General features: G+C 62.2%; 17 protein-coding genes. 7 read left to right on the top strand and 10 right to left on the bottom strand.

Translation table 11 applies throughout. The annotated features are described in order from the left end of the window. Positions 1-49 precede the first annotated feature (49 nt). From JWV26_RS21870 to JWV26_RS21860, 3 genes are all read left to right on the top strand, one after another. The gene (locus tag JWV26_RS21870) at positions 50-1,396 is read left to right on the top strand and encodes a class II 3-deoxy-7-phosphoheptulonate synthase (protein WP_206417813.1); all 1,347 of its coding nucleotides are present in this window, start codon (positions 50-52) and stop codon (positions 1,394-1,396) included. Between the two features lie 161 nt (positions 1,397-1,557). After that, complete coding sequence (loiP, locus tag JWV26_RS21865) at positions 1,558-2,313, top strand: metalloprotease LoiP (RefSeq protein WP_206417812.1); 756 nt, start codon at positions 1,558-1,560, stop codon at positions 2,311-2,313. A 51-nt stretch (positions 2,314-2,364) separates the two neighbouring features. After that, positions 2,365-2,754 carry a lysozyme inhibitor LprI family protein gene (locus tag JWV26_RS21860; RefSeq protein ID WP_074914965.1) on the top strand — a complete coding sequence of 130 codons (390 nt, stop codon included), beginning with the start codon at positions 2,365-2,367 and terminating at the stop codon, positions 2,752-2,754. Here JWV26_RS21860 and JWV26_RS21855 read toward each other — a convergent pair. Genes JWV26_RS21855 through JWV26_RS21840 form a run of 4 tightly spaced genes read right to left on the bottom strand, consistent with a single transcriptional unit; the run spans position 2,751 to position 5,649 of the window. Further along, positions 2,751-3,944 (bottom strand): winged helix-turn-helix domain-containing protein, encoded by a 1,194-nt coding sequence (locus JWV26_RS21855; protein WP_206417811.1) that lies wholly within the window; start codon positions 3,942-3,944, stop codon positions 2,751-2,753. The two genes, JWV26_RS21860 and JWV26_RS21855, sit on opposite strands and share 4 nt — an antisense overlap. A 38-nt stretch (positions 3,945-3,982) precedes the next feature. Further along, entirely contained in the window at positions 3,983-4,429 is a 447-nt protein-coding gene (locus JWV26_RS21850) for a DUF3291 domain-containing protein (protein ID WP_074914961.1), read from the bottom strand. A 26-nt stretch (positions 4,430-4,455) separates the two neighbouring features. Next, the gene (locus JWV26_RS21845) at positions 4,456-5,400 is read right to left on the bottom strand and encodes a DMT family transporter (protein WP_093052590.1); all 945 of its coding nucleotides are present in this window, start codon (positions 5,398-5,400) and stop codon (positions 4,456-4,458) included. A gap of 24 nt (positions 5,401-5,424) precedes the next feature. Continuing rightward, positions 5,425-5,649, bottom strand: coding sequence for a DUF1127 domain-containing protein (locus JWV26_RS21840; protein ID WP_075747592.1), 225 nt, complete (start codon positions 5,647-5,649; stop codon positions 5,425-5,427). Positions 5,650-5,746: 97 nt separating this feature from the next. On the opposite strand from JWV26_RS21840, the gene JWV26_RS21835 reads away from it, so the two are divergent. Further along, on the top strand, positions 5,747-6,601 hold the full coding sequence (locus tag JWV26_RS21835) for a LysR family transcriptional regulator (RefSeq protein WP_206417810.1): 855 nt from the start codon (positions 5,747-5,749) through the stop codon (positions 6,599-6,601). Here the strand turns inward: JWV26_RS21835 and JWV26_RS21830 are convergent. Continuing rightward, positions 6,596-7,363 carry a sulfite exporter TauE/SafE family protein gene (locus JWV26_RS21830; protein ID WP_206417809.1) on the bottom strand — a complete coding sequence of 256 codons (768 nt, stop codon included), beginning with the start codon at positions 7,361-7,363 and terminating at the stop codon, positions 6,596-6,598. The genes JWV26_RS21835 and JWV26_RS21830 overlap by 6 nt on opposite strands. Before the next feature lie 99 nt (positions 7,364-7,462). Here JWV26_RS21830 and JWV26_RS21825 point away from each other — a divergent pair, with 99 nt between their 5' ends. Further along, on the top strand, positions 7,463-8,425 hold the full coding sequence (locus JWV26_RS21825; RefSeq protein ID WP_206417808.1) for a LysR family transcriptional regulator: 963 nt from the start codon (positions 7,463-7,465) through the stop codon (positions 8,423-8,425). Positions 8,426-8,524: 99 nt separating this feature from the next. On the opposite strand, the gene efp is transcribed toward JWV26_RS21825, so the two are convergent. From efp to JWV26_RS21810, 3 genes are all read right to left on the bottom strand, one after another. Then, the gene (gene efp / locus JWV26_RS21820; protein ID WP_003460252.1) at positions 8,525-9,097 is read right to left on the bottom strand and encodes an elongation factor P; all 573 of its coding nucleotides are present in this window, start codon (positions 9,095-9,097) and stop codon (positions 8,525-8,527) included. 34 nt (positions 9,098-9,131) lie between these two features. Continuing rightward, positions 9,132-10,274, bottom strand: coding sequence for an elongation factor P maturation arginine rhamnosyltransferase EarP (gene earP / locus JWV26_RS21815; RefSeq protein ID WP_206417807.1), 1,143 nt, complete (start codon positions 10,272-10,274; stop codon positions 9,132-9,134). A 107-nt stretch (positions 10,275-10,381) separates the two neighbouring features. After that, entirely contained in the window at positions 10,382-10,588 is a 207-nt protein-coding gene (locus JWV26_RS21810) for a hypothetical protein (RefSeq protein ID WP_017676961.1), read from the bottom strand. Between the two features lie 252 nt (positions 10,589-10,840). On the opposite strand from JWV26_RS21810, the gene JWV26_RS21805 reads away from it, so the two are divergent. Next, positions 10,841-12,166 carry a type II toxin-antitoxin system HipA family toxin gene (locus JWV26_RS21805; RefSeq protein ID WP_206417806.1) on the top strand — a complete coding sequence of 442 codons (1,326 nt, stop codon included), beginning with the start codon at positions 10,841-10,843 and terminating at the stop codon, positions 12,164-12,166. Next, complete coding sequence (locus tag JWV26_RS21800) at positions 12,167-12,436, top strand: helix-turn-helix domain-containing protein (RefSeq protein ID WP_017676963.1); 270 nt, start codon at positions 12,167-12,169, stop codon at positions 12,434-12,436. On the opposite strand, the gene JWV26_RS21795 is transcribed toward JWV26_RS21800, so the two are convergent. Beyond that, positions 12,430-12,639 carry a hypothetical protein gene (locus JWV26_RS21795; protein WP_079783796.1) on the bottom strand — a complete coding sequence of 70 codons (210 nt, stop codon included), beginning with the start codon at positions 12,637-12,639 and terminating at the stop codon, positions 12,430-12,432. The genes JWV26_RS21800 and JWV26_RS21795 overlap by 7 nt on opposite strands. 121 nt (positions 12,640-12,760) lie before the next feature. Beyond that, entirely contained in the window at positions 12,761-13,729 is a 969-nt protein-coding gene (locus tag JWV26_RS21790; protein ID WP_206417805.1) for an LLM class oxidoreductase, read from the bottom strand. Between the last annotated feature and the right edge of the window lie 191 nt (positions 13,730-13,920).

The raw sequence follows: 13,920 nt of genomic DNA, 5'->3' as shown, positions 1-13,920 counted from the left end.
CTTATCGGTTACCATGCGTCTCCGCCTGATCAACCGCTAGAGACGCAGCATGTCGAACGCCTGGAGCCCCGAAAGCTGGAGGGCCAAGCCCATCCAGCAGCAGCCTGAATACCCTGATGCCGCGCACCTGACTCGCGTCGAGCAAACCCTGGCCGGCTACCCACCGCTGGTATTCGCCGGCGAGGCGCGCGAGCTGCGTCGCCAGTTCGCCGAGGTCACCCAGGGCCGCGCATTCCTGCTGCAGGGTGGCGACTGTGCCGAGAGCTTCGCCGAGTTCTCTGCCGCGAAGATCCGTGACACCTTCAAGGTGCTGCTGCAGATGGCCATCGTCATGACCTTCGCTGCCGGCTGCCCGGTGGTCAAGGTCGGGCGCATGGCCGGCCAGTTCGCCAAGCCGCGCTCGTCCGGCAGCGAAACCATCGATGGCGTCACCCTGCCCGCTTACCGCGGCGATATCGTCAACGGCATCGGTTTCGACGTCGCCAGTCGCGTACCGGACCCGGAGCGCCTGCTGCAGGCCTACCACCAGGCCACCGCCAGCCTCAACCTGCTGCGCGCCTTCGCTCAGGGCGGCTTCGCCGACCTGCACCAGGTGCACCAGTGGAACCTCGACTTCATCGCCAACTCGGCGCTGGCCGAGAAGTACCACCAGCTCGCCGGCCGCATCGACGAAACCCTGGCCTTCATGCGCGCCGTGGGTATGGACAGCGCGCCACAACTGCGCGAGACCAGTTTCTTCACCGCCCACGAAGCGCTGCTGCTGAACTACGAAGAAGCCTTCGTCCGTCGCGACAGCCTCACCGGCCGCTGGTACGACTGCTCCGCACACATGCTGTGGATCGGCGATCGCACCCGCCAGCTGGACGGCGCGCACATCGAGTTCATGCGTGGCATCGAGAACCCCATCGGCGTGAAGGTCGGCCCGAGCATGGACCCGGACGAGCTGATCCGTCTGATCGACACGCTCAACCCGGACAACGATCCGGGCCGCCTCAACCTGATCGTACGCATGGGCGCAGACAAGGTGGAAGCGCACTTCCCGCGCCTGCTGCGCAAGGTCAAGGAAGAAGGCCGCCAGGTGCTGTGGAGCTCCGATCCCATGCACGGCAACACCATCAAGGCCAGCAGCGGCTACAAGACCCGCGACTTCGCGCAGATTCTCAGCGAAGTCCGGCAGTTCTTCGCCGTGCACCAGGCCGAAGGCACCTACGCCGGCGGCATTCATATCGAGATGACCGGGCAGAACGTCACCGAATGCATCGGCGGCTCACGCCCGATCACCGAAGACGGCCTGTCCGACCGCTACCACACCCATTGCGACCCACGCATGAACGCCGACCAGTCGCTGGAACTGGCCTTCATGATCGCCGATACGCTGAAGCAGGTACGCCGCTGAGTACTCGCGCCCTGGCCAGTGGCCAGGGCGCGAACCGGCTCGCACATCTCCTGTGCGTTATCCGGCATAATTCCGCCCCATCGCGAGCACCGGGCAGGTGCCGAAGCAACACCCAGCCGTAAAGGACTCGCGGCCAACACCACCAACAAGGACGATTATCCATGCAACTGCGCACCACCCTCTCCGCTTTCGCCCTCTCCAGTGCCGTCTTGCTGACTGGCTGCCAGAACATGTCTCCCGACGCCATGCTGCAATCCGGCCTGATGGCCGTGCAGGCCGCGATCCTCAGCGACGCCGAAGTGCGCAGCATGTCCGACCAGGCCTGCGCCGAAATGGATGCCGAAGCCAATATCGCCGGCCCGAACAGCCCGTACAGCAAGCGCCTGGACAAGATCGCCAACAACCTCGGCCATCAGATCAACGGCACGCCGATCACCTACAAGGTGTATCAGGCCGATGAGGTCAACGCCTGGGCCATGGCCAACGGTTGCGTGCGCGTCTACAGCGGCCTGATGGACCTGATGACCGACAACGAAGTGGAAGGCGTGCTCGGCCACGAGATCGGCCACGTCGCCCTCGGCCACAGCAAGAAGGCCATGCAAACCGCCTACGCCACCACCGCCGCGCGCAATGCTGCAGCCGCTTCAGGCAACGGCACCATCGCCGCATTGTCCGCGTCGCAGCTCGGCGCCCTGGGTGAGCAACTGGTCAATGCGCAGTTCTCGCAAAGCCAGGAAAACGCCGCCGACAACTTCTCCTTCGACCTGCTGACCCAGCGCAACATCCCCCGTGACGGCCTGGTCACCGCGTTCGAGAAGCTGGCCAAGCTGGGCGGCGGCGAAAGCAGCATGTTCTCCTCGCACCCGGGCTCCAGCGACCGCGCCGCCAATATGCGCACCCGCCTGGCGGCCAAGTAGAGATCAGGTTCAGGGGCTGCAGTGCAGCCCCTGTTTCGTTGGGAGATTGCCATGTCTATATTGCGTAACGGCTTGCTGCCGCTCACTCTGCTGCTGCCGCTCGGCGCCTGGGGCGATTACGACAAGCAGTACCAGGCCTGCCTGGATGCCAGTGGAATGATCAATAACGCCAGCGTCGCCGGCTGCGCCGAAGGTGTATCGGAAACAGTGAAGAAGGAGATGAACCGCGTCTACCAGCAGCTGTTCCTCAAGCTGCAGGAAGACGCGCCACAGGACGCCGAACAGCTGGAAAACGCGCAGAAGGCCTGGCTGGTCTACCGCAACGGCCAGTGCGACCTGCAGGGCAAGCACGTCGGCTCGCCGATGTACTACACCTGCCCGATGGAGCTGAATATCCAGCGCGTAGAGCAACTGAAGTTGCTGCTGGAGAACGGCGGCTAACCGAGCAGCCCGCGCAGGCTTACACTCGGCGCCAACCACACCCCATCCAGGCCCAACCAGTGCGCCAGCGCGCGCAGTGAATCGCCCAGCGCCAGGCGCGCCTCCTCGCTCAACACAGCGTCCTCCAGATGCACGGCATGCACCGCCAGGCGCCCGGTAGCGCGCTCGCTGCGCAGGTCCACCCGCGCCAACAGGCGTTCGTGGTGCAGGAACGGCAGCACGTAGTAGCCATACACGCGCTTGGCCTGCGGGGTGTAGATCTCCAGGCGATAGCGAAAGCCGAACAGCCGCTCGGTGCGCTCGCGCTCCCAGATAAGTGAATCGAACGGCGACAGCAAGGCGCTATGGCGAACACGCCGGGGAATGCGCGGCTCACCACGGCAATAGGCCACCTGCCGCCAGCCCTGCACCGAGACGGGCAACAGTTCGCCCGCCTCCGCCAATTCGGCGACACGGCGCTTGCTGTCAGTGACGTCCAGCCGGTAGTAGTCGCGCAAATCGCGCTCGGTCGCCACGCCAAGGGCATCGGCAGAACGCAGCAACAGGCGGCGCTGCGCTTCGGCCTCATCCAAGTCCGGGTGATTCAGCACATCCGCGGGAATGACCCGCTCCGGCAGGTCGTACAGCCTTTCAAAGCCGCGGCGCCCAGCCACAGTGACCAGACCTGCGGCGAACAGCCATTCCAGCGCCATCTTTTCCACGCTCCAGTCCCACCAGGGGCCGGCCTTCTCGGTACGCGAGGAAAGGCTGCCGGCGCCCAGGGCACCGCGCTCGCGCACGGCCTGCAGCACGCTGGCTATCGCATCGCGCCGCTCCACGCCGAACTTCGCCAGCTGACTGTAGATGCCCTGCCCATCTGCAGCTCGGCGCATTCGCCAGCGCAGCAGCGGATAAAGCTCGAGTGGCAACAGCGAGGCTTCGTGCCCCCAGTATTCGAACAGCCGCCTGCGCCGCGCCCGGCCCCAGGCCAGTTCATCGAGGTGCTCGGCCTGGTAATGACCAAGACGGGAAAAAGCCGGCAGGTAGTGCGAGCGCACCAAGGCATTGACCGAGTCGATCTGCAACACACCAAGGCGCTCGATCTGCACCTGCAGCTGCTTGTAGGCGATGGTGCCGCGTGGAGTACGGCCGAACCCCTGAGCAGCCAGGGCCAGGCGGCGGGCTTCGGCGAGAGAAAGTGAAAGCATCATGGCGACCAGCCTATCAGGCAGTTTGGCTGCCGACGAGTTCAGGCCGGCGCGGCGAACGCGTGGCGAAAGGTGAAGGCCTGCGCCGTCGCGCCATACTCGCGCAGATGAGCCAGGCGCTCGGCGGCCTCGACCACGCTCGGCCGATGCCCGGCTGGCACCCACCACAGCACCTGGTGCGCCTGCTCGACACGCTCGAACCATTCGCGACGGCGCTTGAGCATCTCGGTATGTGCCGATTTGTAGACGTAATCGCTGAGCGACTGCACGTCGTGCCAGACCGACATGTTCACCAACACCTCGTCACCGAACGGTCGGATCGCCGTGGCATCGCCCGCCTCGTCCTGCAAACGCCAGACATAGCCGGGCGAACCTTCCGCCAGCGCATTGATACGCTCCAGATTGGCAACGAAGTCGGCCATTTCCGGTGACTCCAACGGCATCTTCATCCAAGCAATGTTCAGTTGGGCCAAGTGATAAGCGAACAATTTCCAGCCTCCATGCAAATGAATGATCAGGGTTGCTGAGGCAGGCCACGCCAGCCGGACAGACGTCGACGCAACCAGGCCTCGCTGCTGACCAGAGTGATACCCGACAGCACCAACGCCGCGCCGATGATGAAGTTCAGGGTCAGTGGCTCGTCCAGCACTAGCACGCCGAAGGTGACGCCAAACAGCGGCGTCATGAACGAGAACACCGCCATGTTCGAGGCCAGGTAGCGGCGCAGCAACCAGAACCAGGCCAGGTAGGTGAAGAACGACACCACCACGCCCTGCAGCAGGATGCTGGCAATGGCCACGGGCGTCCAACGCAGCTGGGACAGGTCCACCACCACCAGCGCGTAGGCCAGCAGCAGCACGAATGCCACTGCCAACTGATAGAACAGGGTCAGCCCGGCCGGCGCCTCGGACAGGCGCGAGCCCCGCACCACGACCGTGGTCGCGCCCCAGGCCATACCGGCGCAAAGTCCCAGCGCATCGCCGAGCAACATGCCGCGATCGATCTCGGCCCAGCTACCGCCCACACCGAAGGCCATCACCACGCCGCCGAAACACAGTGCGATACCCAGCCACTGCAGGCGACGCAGACGCTCGCTGGGCAGCAGCAGGTGCAGACCCAGCGCCGAGAAGATCGGCGCCGTATAGAGAAATACCGCCATGTGCGAGGCCGTGGTGTAGCGCAGGCCCAGCGCGATGAAGAAGAACTCCAGCGCGAACAAGACACCGGCCAGGATTCCGGCCAGCCAGGTCGTACTGACCCACTCGCGCCAGCCGCGCTGCCACAGCAACAACAGGCCGACCAGCACCGCGGCAACACCCGAGCGCAACGCTACCTGCAGCATGGGCGCGATATCGTCCGCCGCCAGCTTGATTGCCACCTGCTGGCTACCCCAGATGGCGCACAGCAGCAGCATCATTTGGAACAGGAAAAAATCGGCGCCCTTGCGTACCGCGGTCATTCAGCAACTCCTGTCATGTGTCAGTCACTTTCTCAACGGGTCATCCCAGAACGGCCGCTCGGCCTCCTGCAACGCATCGGCCCGGGACAGTCCCAGATCCTTCAATGCAGCATCATTCAGTTGCGCCAGCTGTGCCCGCTCGCGAGCCAGCTGGCGCCAGCGCCGCAGCATACGCCATACACCGACCAGTGACGGCAACCGTTCGAAGTGGATGGCCTGAGCCAGCGCGTAACCTTTCTGACCTTTCATCTTTTCGCCCTCCCTTTGGGGTTGGCGTCAGTGTCGGGCCAGGCTTATGATCAATCCAACGAATGTTTCTTATGGAATCCATCTCGAGGATTGATGAGTGGCCTTCCACCCCAGTATTGATACCGAATTGCTACGCAGCTTCGTTGCCATCGCCGACACTGGTGGTTTCACCCGCGCCGCAGAAACGGTCAATCGTACCCAGTCAGCCGTGAGCATGCAGATGAAGCGGCTGGAGGAAGACGTGGTGCAGCGTCCATTGTTCGAGCGCGACGGCCGCCAGGTGCGCCTGACACCCGAGGGCCAGGTACTGCTGGGTTATGCGCGGCGCATTCTCAAGCTGCACGGCGAGGTGCTCAACACCCTGCGCGAGCCGCATATGGTCGGTGCCGTGCGTATCGGTACGCCGGACGACTACGTGATGCGCTTTCTGCCGGAGATTCTCTCGCGCTTCGCCCAGGCCTATCCGCTGGTGCAGGTGGAGGTGCATTGCGAACCCTCCGGCCAGCTGTTGCTGCGCCAGGATCTCGACCTGACCATCGTCACCCGCCAGCCCGGCAAGGAGATCGGCCAACTGCTGCGCCAGGAGCGCTTCGCCTGGGCCGTGGCCCAGGGCTTCTGCCCGCATGAACAGAACCCCATGCCACTGGCCATGTTCAACGTCGACTGTTTCTGCCGCGAATGGGCCTGCAACGCGCTGGATGCGATGAGCCGTCCCTACCGTATCGCCTACACCAGCCCCAGCCTCTCGGCGATCTTCGCCGTGGTGCGCGCGGGCCTCGCGGTCACTGCGCAGCTGCAAAGCCTGATCACGCCGGATCTGCGCATCCTCGGCGAAGCCGAAGGCCTGCCCCTGCTGCCGCTGACCAGCATCGTGCTGCTGCGCAACGAGAGCAGCCAGTCACCCGTCACCGAATGCCTCGCCGAGCATATCGTCGAGGGTTTTCGCCTATAGGCGGCCACCCGACTCCAGCGCGAGCAGCAGTGCACAGAGCAGCAGGAAGCCACAGAACAGACTGCGCAGCAGACGCTCCGGCAACGAGTGCGCCAGGCGTACACCCCAACTGATGCTGAGCAGGCCACCGATGGCCAGCGGCACACCCATCCACCAGTTGACGTGATCGTGCAACGCGTAGGTAAACAGCGTAACCCCGGTGCTGGGCAACGCCAGCGACAGCGAGAGCCCCTGCGCCACCACCTGCGTGGTGCCGAACACACTGGTCAGCACCGGCGTCGCCACCACCGCGCCGCCCACACCAAACAGCCCGCCCATCGCACCGGAAACCCCGCCCAGCACACCGAACCAGCCCCAGTGATGACGCAACTCGCCACTGGCAGGCGCCTGAGCCATCAGCATGCGCAGCAGGTTGTAGGCCGCCAGGGCCAGCAGAAAACCGACGAAGGCCCAGCGCATGGTGCGCGAATCCACCTCCACCGCATACAGCGAGGCCAACCAGGCGCAGAAGAAACTGGTGACACCGAGCAGCAGGGCATGTCGCAGGTCGATACGATTGCGCTGGTGGTATCGCCAGATCGCCAGCATCACGTTCGGCGCCACCATCACCAGCGCAGTCCCCTGAGCAAGCTGCTGATCCAGGCCGAAAACGATGCCGAGCACCGGAATGGCGATCAGACCACCGCCGATCCCGAACAAGCCGCCCAAGGTTCCAAGACCCAGGCCCAGCAACAGATTCAGCAACAGGTCGAACAGATTCATGACACCTCCAGACAGTGGGCGCATGTTAATCAGTCGCGGCTAGCGCGGAAACGCATAGCAACGCACAATGGCTTTGCTTATCTCGCATAAAAGGCTGCCATGAACCCCGATGCACTGACCGACCAGCTGGAACTCTTTCTCGACGTGCTGGAGACCGGCAGCTTCTCTGCAGCGGCAAGACGCCATCCGCTCACGCCCTCGGCAGTGGCACGGCGCATCGACGCCCTGGAGCGCGCCATGGGCAGCAGTCTGTTCAGTCGCACGACTCATGCGGTACGCGTCACCCCGGCGGGCCTGGCGTTCGCCGAGCGCGCCCGGCGCATCCTCGCCGAACTGCACCTGGCCCGCGCCGAGGCCGTATCGCTAAGCAGTGCACCGGAAGGCCTGATCCGCATCGACGCCCCCTCCCCCTTTGGGCGCCGCCATCTGGCTCCGGCGATTGCCGAGTTCCTGCGCGCAAACCCCGGCCTGGACGTGCAACTACGCCTGATCGACAGCTTCATCGACCTGCAGGGCGAACACCTGGGTGAGGTGGATATCGTCGTGCGTATCGGCCCCCTGCCCGACAGCCGCCTGGTGGCCACGCCGCTGGCGTCGATGACGCGCATCGTCTGCGCCAGCCCGGAGTATCTGCGTCGACGCGGCATTCCACGCAGCCCGCTGGAGCTGGAACAGCACGACGGCCTGGACTGGGACAGCCTGGCGCCACCCTACGCCTGGCGCTTCGAAGTCGACGGCAAGCTGCAGCTGTGCAAGCCCAAGCGCCTGCGCCAGACCAGCAACAACGCCGAAACCCTGCTGTTCAGCGCCCTCGCCGGGCTTGGCGTTGCCCACCTGCCCACCTGGATGAGCAGCGAGCATCTGCAACGTGGCGAGCTGGTCCCACTGTTCTGCGAACAGGGCCTACCGCCCGTCGAGCCGGTGAGCATCTACGCACTACGCCTGGAGCGCGAAGCCAGCCCGCGGACACGGCTGCTGCTGAGTTTCCTGAAGCAGCGCTTCGGCTTTCCGCCGCCCTGGGACCAGGCACTGCAAACCAGCCTGGCCATCCCGCAGCAGTAAGGTCACTGCCACAGGGTGCGCCGCGCGCGCCACGAAAACCACCGCACGACGGCCACAAAAAACCCGGCACCTAGGCCGGGTTTCTCGTGCAGCTTACGCTCAGGCCGGAGCCTGGGTGCGGCCCTTGTAGGAGCCGTCACGGGTATCGATCTCGATCCAGTCGTCGATGTCGACGAACTCGGCAACCTTGATCTCGGTACCGTTGCGCAGCTTGGCAGGCTTCATGACCTTGCCGGAAGTGTCGCCACGAGCAGCGTTCTCGGTGTAGACAACCTGACGCACGATGGTGGTCGGCAGGTCGACGGAGATCACCTTGCCTTCGAAGAACACGGCTTCACAGACGTCGCTCATGCCTTCTTCGATGAACGGCAGAACGCTTTCCAGATCTTCGGAACGCAGCTCGTAGGAGTTGTATTCCGGATCCATGAACACGTAGTCCTCACCGCTGATGTAGGACAGGTTCACTTCCTTGCGCTCGAGAATCACCGGCTCCATCTTGTCGTCGGCTTTGTAGACGGTCTCGGTCTTGGAACCGTTGAGCAGGTTCTTCAGCTTCATCTTGACGATGGCGCTGTTACGACCGGACTTGGTGAACTCGGCCTTCTGGATCAGCCACGGCTGGCCATCGATCAGGGCCACGCTGTTGACTCTCATTTCTTGTGCAGTTTTCATGCGAATATCCGAAATATGCGGGAGGTACAGAAATCTAGGCCGCGTATGATAGCCAATTTAGGTAAAACTGTTCCAGCGTCGTGGCAAGATCCGACCGAGCGGCCTGATCGTCACACCATTGCTCGGCGTGTCGCTGCAGTACCGGCCATGCCTCGAGAAGCGCAGGCCAGGCCGTCTCCATCCGTCCCCCCGCATTCCAGGCCCGCCAGAATTCAGCCTGAATGGCAGCGGCTTCAGGCATCAGATCGGCGTTATAAATCGCCAGAAACGCCTCAAGTTTGTCCCAGTGCGCCCCTTCCTCCTGCGGGTAGATGTGCCAGAGCAACGGCCGCCCCGCCCATTGCGCTCGAACGAAGGAGTCCTCGCCACGCACCGCATTGAGGTCGCAGCACCACAACAGGCGGTCGTAGTCATCCTGCGCCACGAAAGGCAGCACATGGATCAGCAGATTGCCGCGCCGGCCGTGATCACCCGGAGCCAGTTGCGCCTCGCCAAGCCAGGCTTGCAGGTCAGCGAGAATCTTGCCCTGCGGCACCAGCAATTGAGTCGACTGCGAATCGGCTGCCAGCGCATCAAGCCAGCCCGCCAGGCCCGCATTTTCATAAGCGAACAACGAAATCAGTCGCGCCCCGGCTTCCCTTATCACGCCAAGCGACTGCAGGAACGCCTGCTGCGCCTGCGCGTCTGCCTGAAAGGCGCGCCGCCGCGCCAGCAAATCGGCCTCGCGCAGCAAACCGCCCGTGCCCTCCACGAATCCAGGAAAGAAGAAGAACTTCTGCAAACCGCTTGGCTGCGGCGATGGCAGGCCATGACAGCCTGCCACCCAGTCTTCGGCACTGAGGTATTCCAGATTCAACCACAAGCGGCGCGTGCCGCTGGCCGCCATCGCCTCGATATAAGCAGACGGCAACTGACAGGCGAAGGCCTCGATCACCACCTGCGCAGGCTCAACCGCAGGGAACGGCTCACGCCACTGGCGCACCTCGACACCGCTCCAGCGTTGGCATTCAGCATCAACACTGGCCTCGGGGCACAGGCGTACGAAGGCGCCCAACTCGTCGATCCACAGGCGCACAACATGCCCCTGCTCGGCCGACAGCTGTCGGGCCAACCGCCAGGTCACGCCGATATCACCGTAGTTGTCCACCACGCTGCAGAAGATGTCCCACCTGGCCACGCTGCGCCCCTTCAGAAAATGATCGCCATTCTAACCGGCAAGCAAGAAAAAGCCCGCCAGAGGCGGGCCAAGGGGAGCGCTGGAGCGAGCGCGGGTAAAACAGTGAATCAGGCCAGCAGCGAATCGCCCTCACGACGAATAGCGCTGCTGAGCAGCCAGACCGCCTGGCAAGCCAGCGCAGCCTCACGGGAAGCGAAAGGGCCGGCTTTGGGCTGGCCATCCACCATCACCAGCCAGCACGCCATATGACCATCGGACCTGAGCTCAGCCGGTACGGCACTACCAACCAGGGAAACCACATCGATACGGGACATCATGACCTCCAAGCCAACTCAATCTTTGTTGGGCTCAACATTAGGCCGATGCCGCGCCAGACAGAAATCAGTGCTCTCGATAGTGACCATGGATATTGCCAATGGCGGAAGCGCAGGCGGCACAAACTGCGCCACGCGCAATATAGGCATTAAAGTGCCTTTAAAACCCAATCTCAGGGCAATTTAAGGTATTTTATTGCCTTTATTCGCGAAGGCTACTAGCCTAAACGGCATTAAAGTGCCGGAGTCTATATGCACTCTCTCACCCTGCAACTGTACAGTGGCCACGCTTGGCATGACGCCATGCATCTCAACTTCGAGCAGCCCGAGGCGGGTCTGGCGGGGGCGTGTTCTTTTGGCTATGAGCAGGCATATCTGCTTGAAACACTGGAGCACATTGGCAGCCGCCTTGAGCATGCAGTTAGCGTCACAGTGCCGTTGGACTGGGAATCCCATCGAGCAAGCGAAGCGCCTGCCTTCCTGCACGACATACTGCCCGCTGGAGCAGCAAGGCGCTTCCTTCTCCAGCGCCTGGGTGACCAAAAGCCCGAGAATCTTGGACTGGATCTATTTTTGCTAAGTCGGTGCGCACCAGCGCCGGTGGGAAACCTGCGTATCAAGGAGGCAGCAGCAGCGCTTCAGGAAAGCCCGCCGTTAGGCTTCTCTCGCGAGGATGTAATCAACCGCGACGCCCGTTTTCTCGAATACGCCTACGAACAGGGTGCGGCCATCGGTGGTGCCACAGGCGCAGGTGGCGAAGCGCCCAAATTATTGCTGACTGAAGATCGGGAGGGTGCCCTGCACCCAGATGCGGCTTTGCCGGATGAGTCTGCAACCCGCCACTGGTTTGTAAAGTTCGCGCGAAACCAGGCCAGGCAGACCGACCAAGATATCCTGCGTAGCGAGTTCTGCTACTACAGAGCCATTCAACGGCTTGGCCTGGATACGGTACCCGCAGAAGGCCTGGCGCTAGAGGAAGGCCACAAGCCTAGTCTGTGGATGCATCGCTTTGATCGCCATCTCAGCGCCGCAGGGGTAGAACGCAGCGCAATGGAATCCCTGTACTCACTCGCAGGAGTAACCGTGCCGGGCAGCTACCTGCTGCATACCGACGCCCTGAATCACTTGGTCCGGCTGTGGCAGAAGACGGGGCAAGGCGCGCAAATTGGCGACATGATCTTTGAGTATCTACAGCGAGACTTACTCAACCAGATCCTGGGCAACTCGGACAACCATGGCCGCAATACCTCAATTTTGCGCAACGGCACGGGGCTGAAACTCGCCCCTATCTACGACCTTGCGCCCATGGTGATGGATGATGAAGGCGTCACTCGCACCACAAAATGGCCTCAATCCATAGAGATTGCCGGCGAGGTCAACTGGCGCCAAGCCTGCGCCGCACTAGCTCAATGGACCGACGCAGATGTTCTTTATGAAAGACTCAGAGGCGCAGCACTAGACTTCCTGGCCCTTCCCGACCTGCTGAGCGATCAAGGGTTGCCAAACTCCACGATGAATCATCCGCGTATTGCGCTGCGCACCCTTCATCAAAGACTCAACCGATGGGAGCTTGTCTGAATGGATATCATCGAGCGCAACCGTATTCTGACTGAAATACAGACCCAACTGGCATCGGGCGAGTTGACCATCGGCCAGGCCGTGCGCAAATTACGCAAGGAAATCACCGGATTGCAGCAGGCCCGTTTCGCACAGATGTGCAAACTGTCCCTGCGTGCCCTTCGTCAATTGGAACATGACGAGTCGAATCCAACCGTGCAGACCCTCAATAGCGTGTTCAATCCATTTGGGATGCAAGTTGGCATTGTGCCGAAGAGTCGAATTCAATAGAGGTAGCCTGGCCTTTCACGTAGCTTGCGATATTCCCGTCGGGCCGTTTCTGCCGCGATCTTGTCTTGCTTGCTGTCACTCATTTGCACCTGACGCTGCTGCAACTGCAGCCAGTCGTGCAGGGTCACGTGCGCGAACTCTTGCGCATCGATGCCAAAGAGCGGCGTCTGGATCCGCAAGGTGGCGCTGTATTGGCGAACCATCCACTCCAGGGGAAAGACACGCCAGCTGCGGTCACCTTCCTCTTATTGAACAGCAGAGTTACATGGTCATTAACCCATCATCCCTGCCAATCGTGTCGTAGCTGTCCAGCACCATGCCGCTTCATGTCGACAGGACGAAGTTGGGTAGCACGAACTGACCGAGCTCTTCGATAACCTCGCCCGCGGGGCGCTGGCCGTATTTCAAATTGACGATCACATGATTGACCCCGATCTCCTGCAAGCTTTCCAGCAACGAGATCAGGTGATATCGCCCTAGTTGATAGCCCAGGTGGATCGGTCGTGGTGGTGTCTGCGGGTTATCGGTCAGGTCGATGTATAGCGACTGGGTGAAGGGTTTGAACAGCTCACCGCATTCGGCACGAACCGCAGTGCGCCAGTTCTCGACAATCAGCTGCTGCGTCTTCGGGGCGCGCGGATAACTGATCCAGCCATGACTGTAGCGGGCGATCCATTCCAGCGTCTGGCGGCTATGGCCGGTAACAAAGAAAGGAATTTCCGCCGTGGTCGGCTTGGGAATCAGATCCGCGCCCTCAAGCGTCCCGCCGGACCAGGTCAAAGGCATGAAACTGCTGCGCTGAGCCTCGCGAAATACCTCGAGGTATTCGCGAAACAGGCTGTCGCGTCGCTCCGGGTCGACACCGAATGCGGGAAACTCCACCGGCCGGTCACCGGAAGCTACACCGAGTAACAGGCGGCCACCGCTGAGCTGATCGACACTGGTGGCGGCCTTGGCGGTGTGCAGAGGATTGCGGATTGGCAGGATGATCGAGGCGGTACCCAGCGCAATCGAGTGTGTGTGTGCCGCCATAAAACCCAGGTAGACCCAAGGGTCGAAGACCTGACCCGAATCACCGAAGCTGGGATCGCGTAACGGCACGTCGCGAAACCAGAGTGCAGAGAACCCCAGCTTGTCGGCACGTTGGGCCAGGCTCGCCTGGTCGAGCATGCTCGGCGTATCACCGGCAAAGGCTTCGAGGGGGAAGAAAAGACCCAAGGTCAGACGGCCTTGGCGGTATGTGCGCTGAAAGCCAGGTTGTCGCTGATAGGGAATGGAATTCGGAGTGAACATACGCCCTCCTACCTATTTCAAAAGATGTTGAGTATCTGAATGACATCCCTGCGAGCGGATATCAAATCAGCGTTATCAAGGCCATCTGAAGCTCCGCGCAGGGCGTTTGCAATGGTCCGCAGGCGATGCGTTGCGAGGTCGCCAGATGCCCCTGCTGCAAGGCAGCGATACAGCGCGAGACGGTCGACGGC

The organism is Ectopseudomonas toyotomiensis (assembly GCF_017167985.1).
Taxonomy (GTDB): Bacteria; Pseudomonadota; Gammaproteobacteria; order Pseudomonadales; family Pseudomonadaceae; genus Aquipseudomonas; species Aquipseudomonas toyotomiensis.
The sequence above is the reverse complement of the archived record's forward strand: the minus strand, read 5'-3'. Positions and strand labels throughout refer to the sequence as shown.

Bases quoted from the DNA above. Each gene is read 5' to 3' on its own strand.
- JWV26_RS21870 (WP_206417813.1), top strand. From the start codon at position 50: ATGTCGAACGCCTGGAGCCCCGAAAGCTGGAGGGCCAAGCCCATCCAG.
- loiP (WP_206417812.1), top strand. From the start codon at position 1,558: ATGCAACTGCGCACCACCCTCTCCGCTTTCGCCCTCTCCAGTGCCGTC.
- JWV26_RS21860 (WP_074914965.1), top strand. From the start codon at position 2,365: ATGTCTATATTGCGTAACGGCTTGCTGCCGCTCACTCTGCTGCTGCCG.
- JWV26_RS21855 (WP_206417811.1), bottom strand. From the start codon at position 3,944: ATGATGCTTTCACTTTCTCTCGCCGAAGCCCGCCGCCTGGCCCTGGCT.
- JWV26_RS21845 (WP_093052590.1), bottom strand. From the start codon at position 5,400: ATGACCGCGGTACGCAAGGGCGCCGATTTTTTCCTGTTCCAAATGATG.
- JWV26_RS21840 (WP_075747592.1), bottom strand. From the start codon at position 5,649: ATGAAAGGTCAGAAAGGTTACGCGCTGGCTCAGGCCATCCACTTCGAA.
- JWV26_RS21830 (WP_206417809.1), bottom strand. From the start codon at position 7,363: ATGAATCTGTTCGACCTGTTGCTGAATCTGTTGCTGGGCCTGGGTCTT.
- JWV26_RS21825 (WP_206417808.1), top strand. From the start codon at position 7,463: ATGAACCCCGATGCACTGACCGACCAGCTGGAACTCTTTCTCGACGTG.
- efp (WP_003460252.1), bottom strand. From the start codon at position 9,097: ATGAAAACTGCACAAGAAATGAGAGTCAACAGCGTGGCCCTGATCGAT.
- JWV26_RS21810 (WP_017676961.1), bottom strand. From the start codon at position 10,588: ATGTCCCGTATCGATGTGGTTTCCCTGGTTGGTAGTGCCGTACCGGCT.
- JWV26_RS21805 (WP_206417806.1), top strand. From the start codon at position 10,841: ATGCACTCTCTCACCCTGCAACTGTACAGTGGCCACGCTTGGCATGAC.
- JWV26_RS21800 (WP_017676963.1), top strand. From the start codon at position 12,167: ATGGATATCATCGAGCGCAACCGTATTCTGACTGAAATACAGACCCAA.
- JWV26_RS21795 (WP_079783796.1), bottom strand. From the start codon at position 12,639: ATGGTTCGCCAATACAGCGCCACCTTGCGGATCCAGACGCCGCTCTTT.
- JWV26_RS21790 (WP_206417805.1), bottom strand. From the start codon at position 13,729: ATGTTCACTCCGAATTCCATTCCCTATCAGCGACAACCTGGCTTTCAG.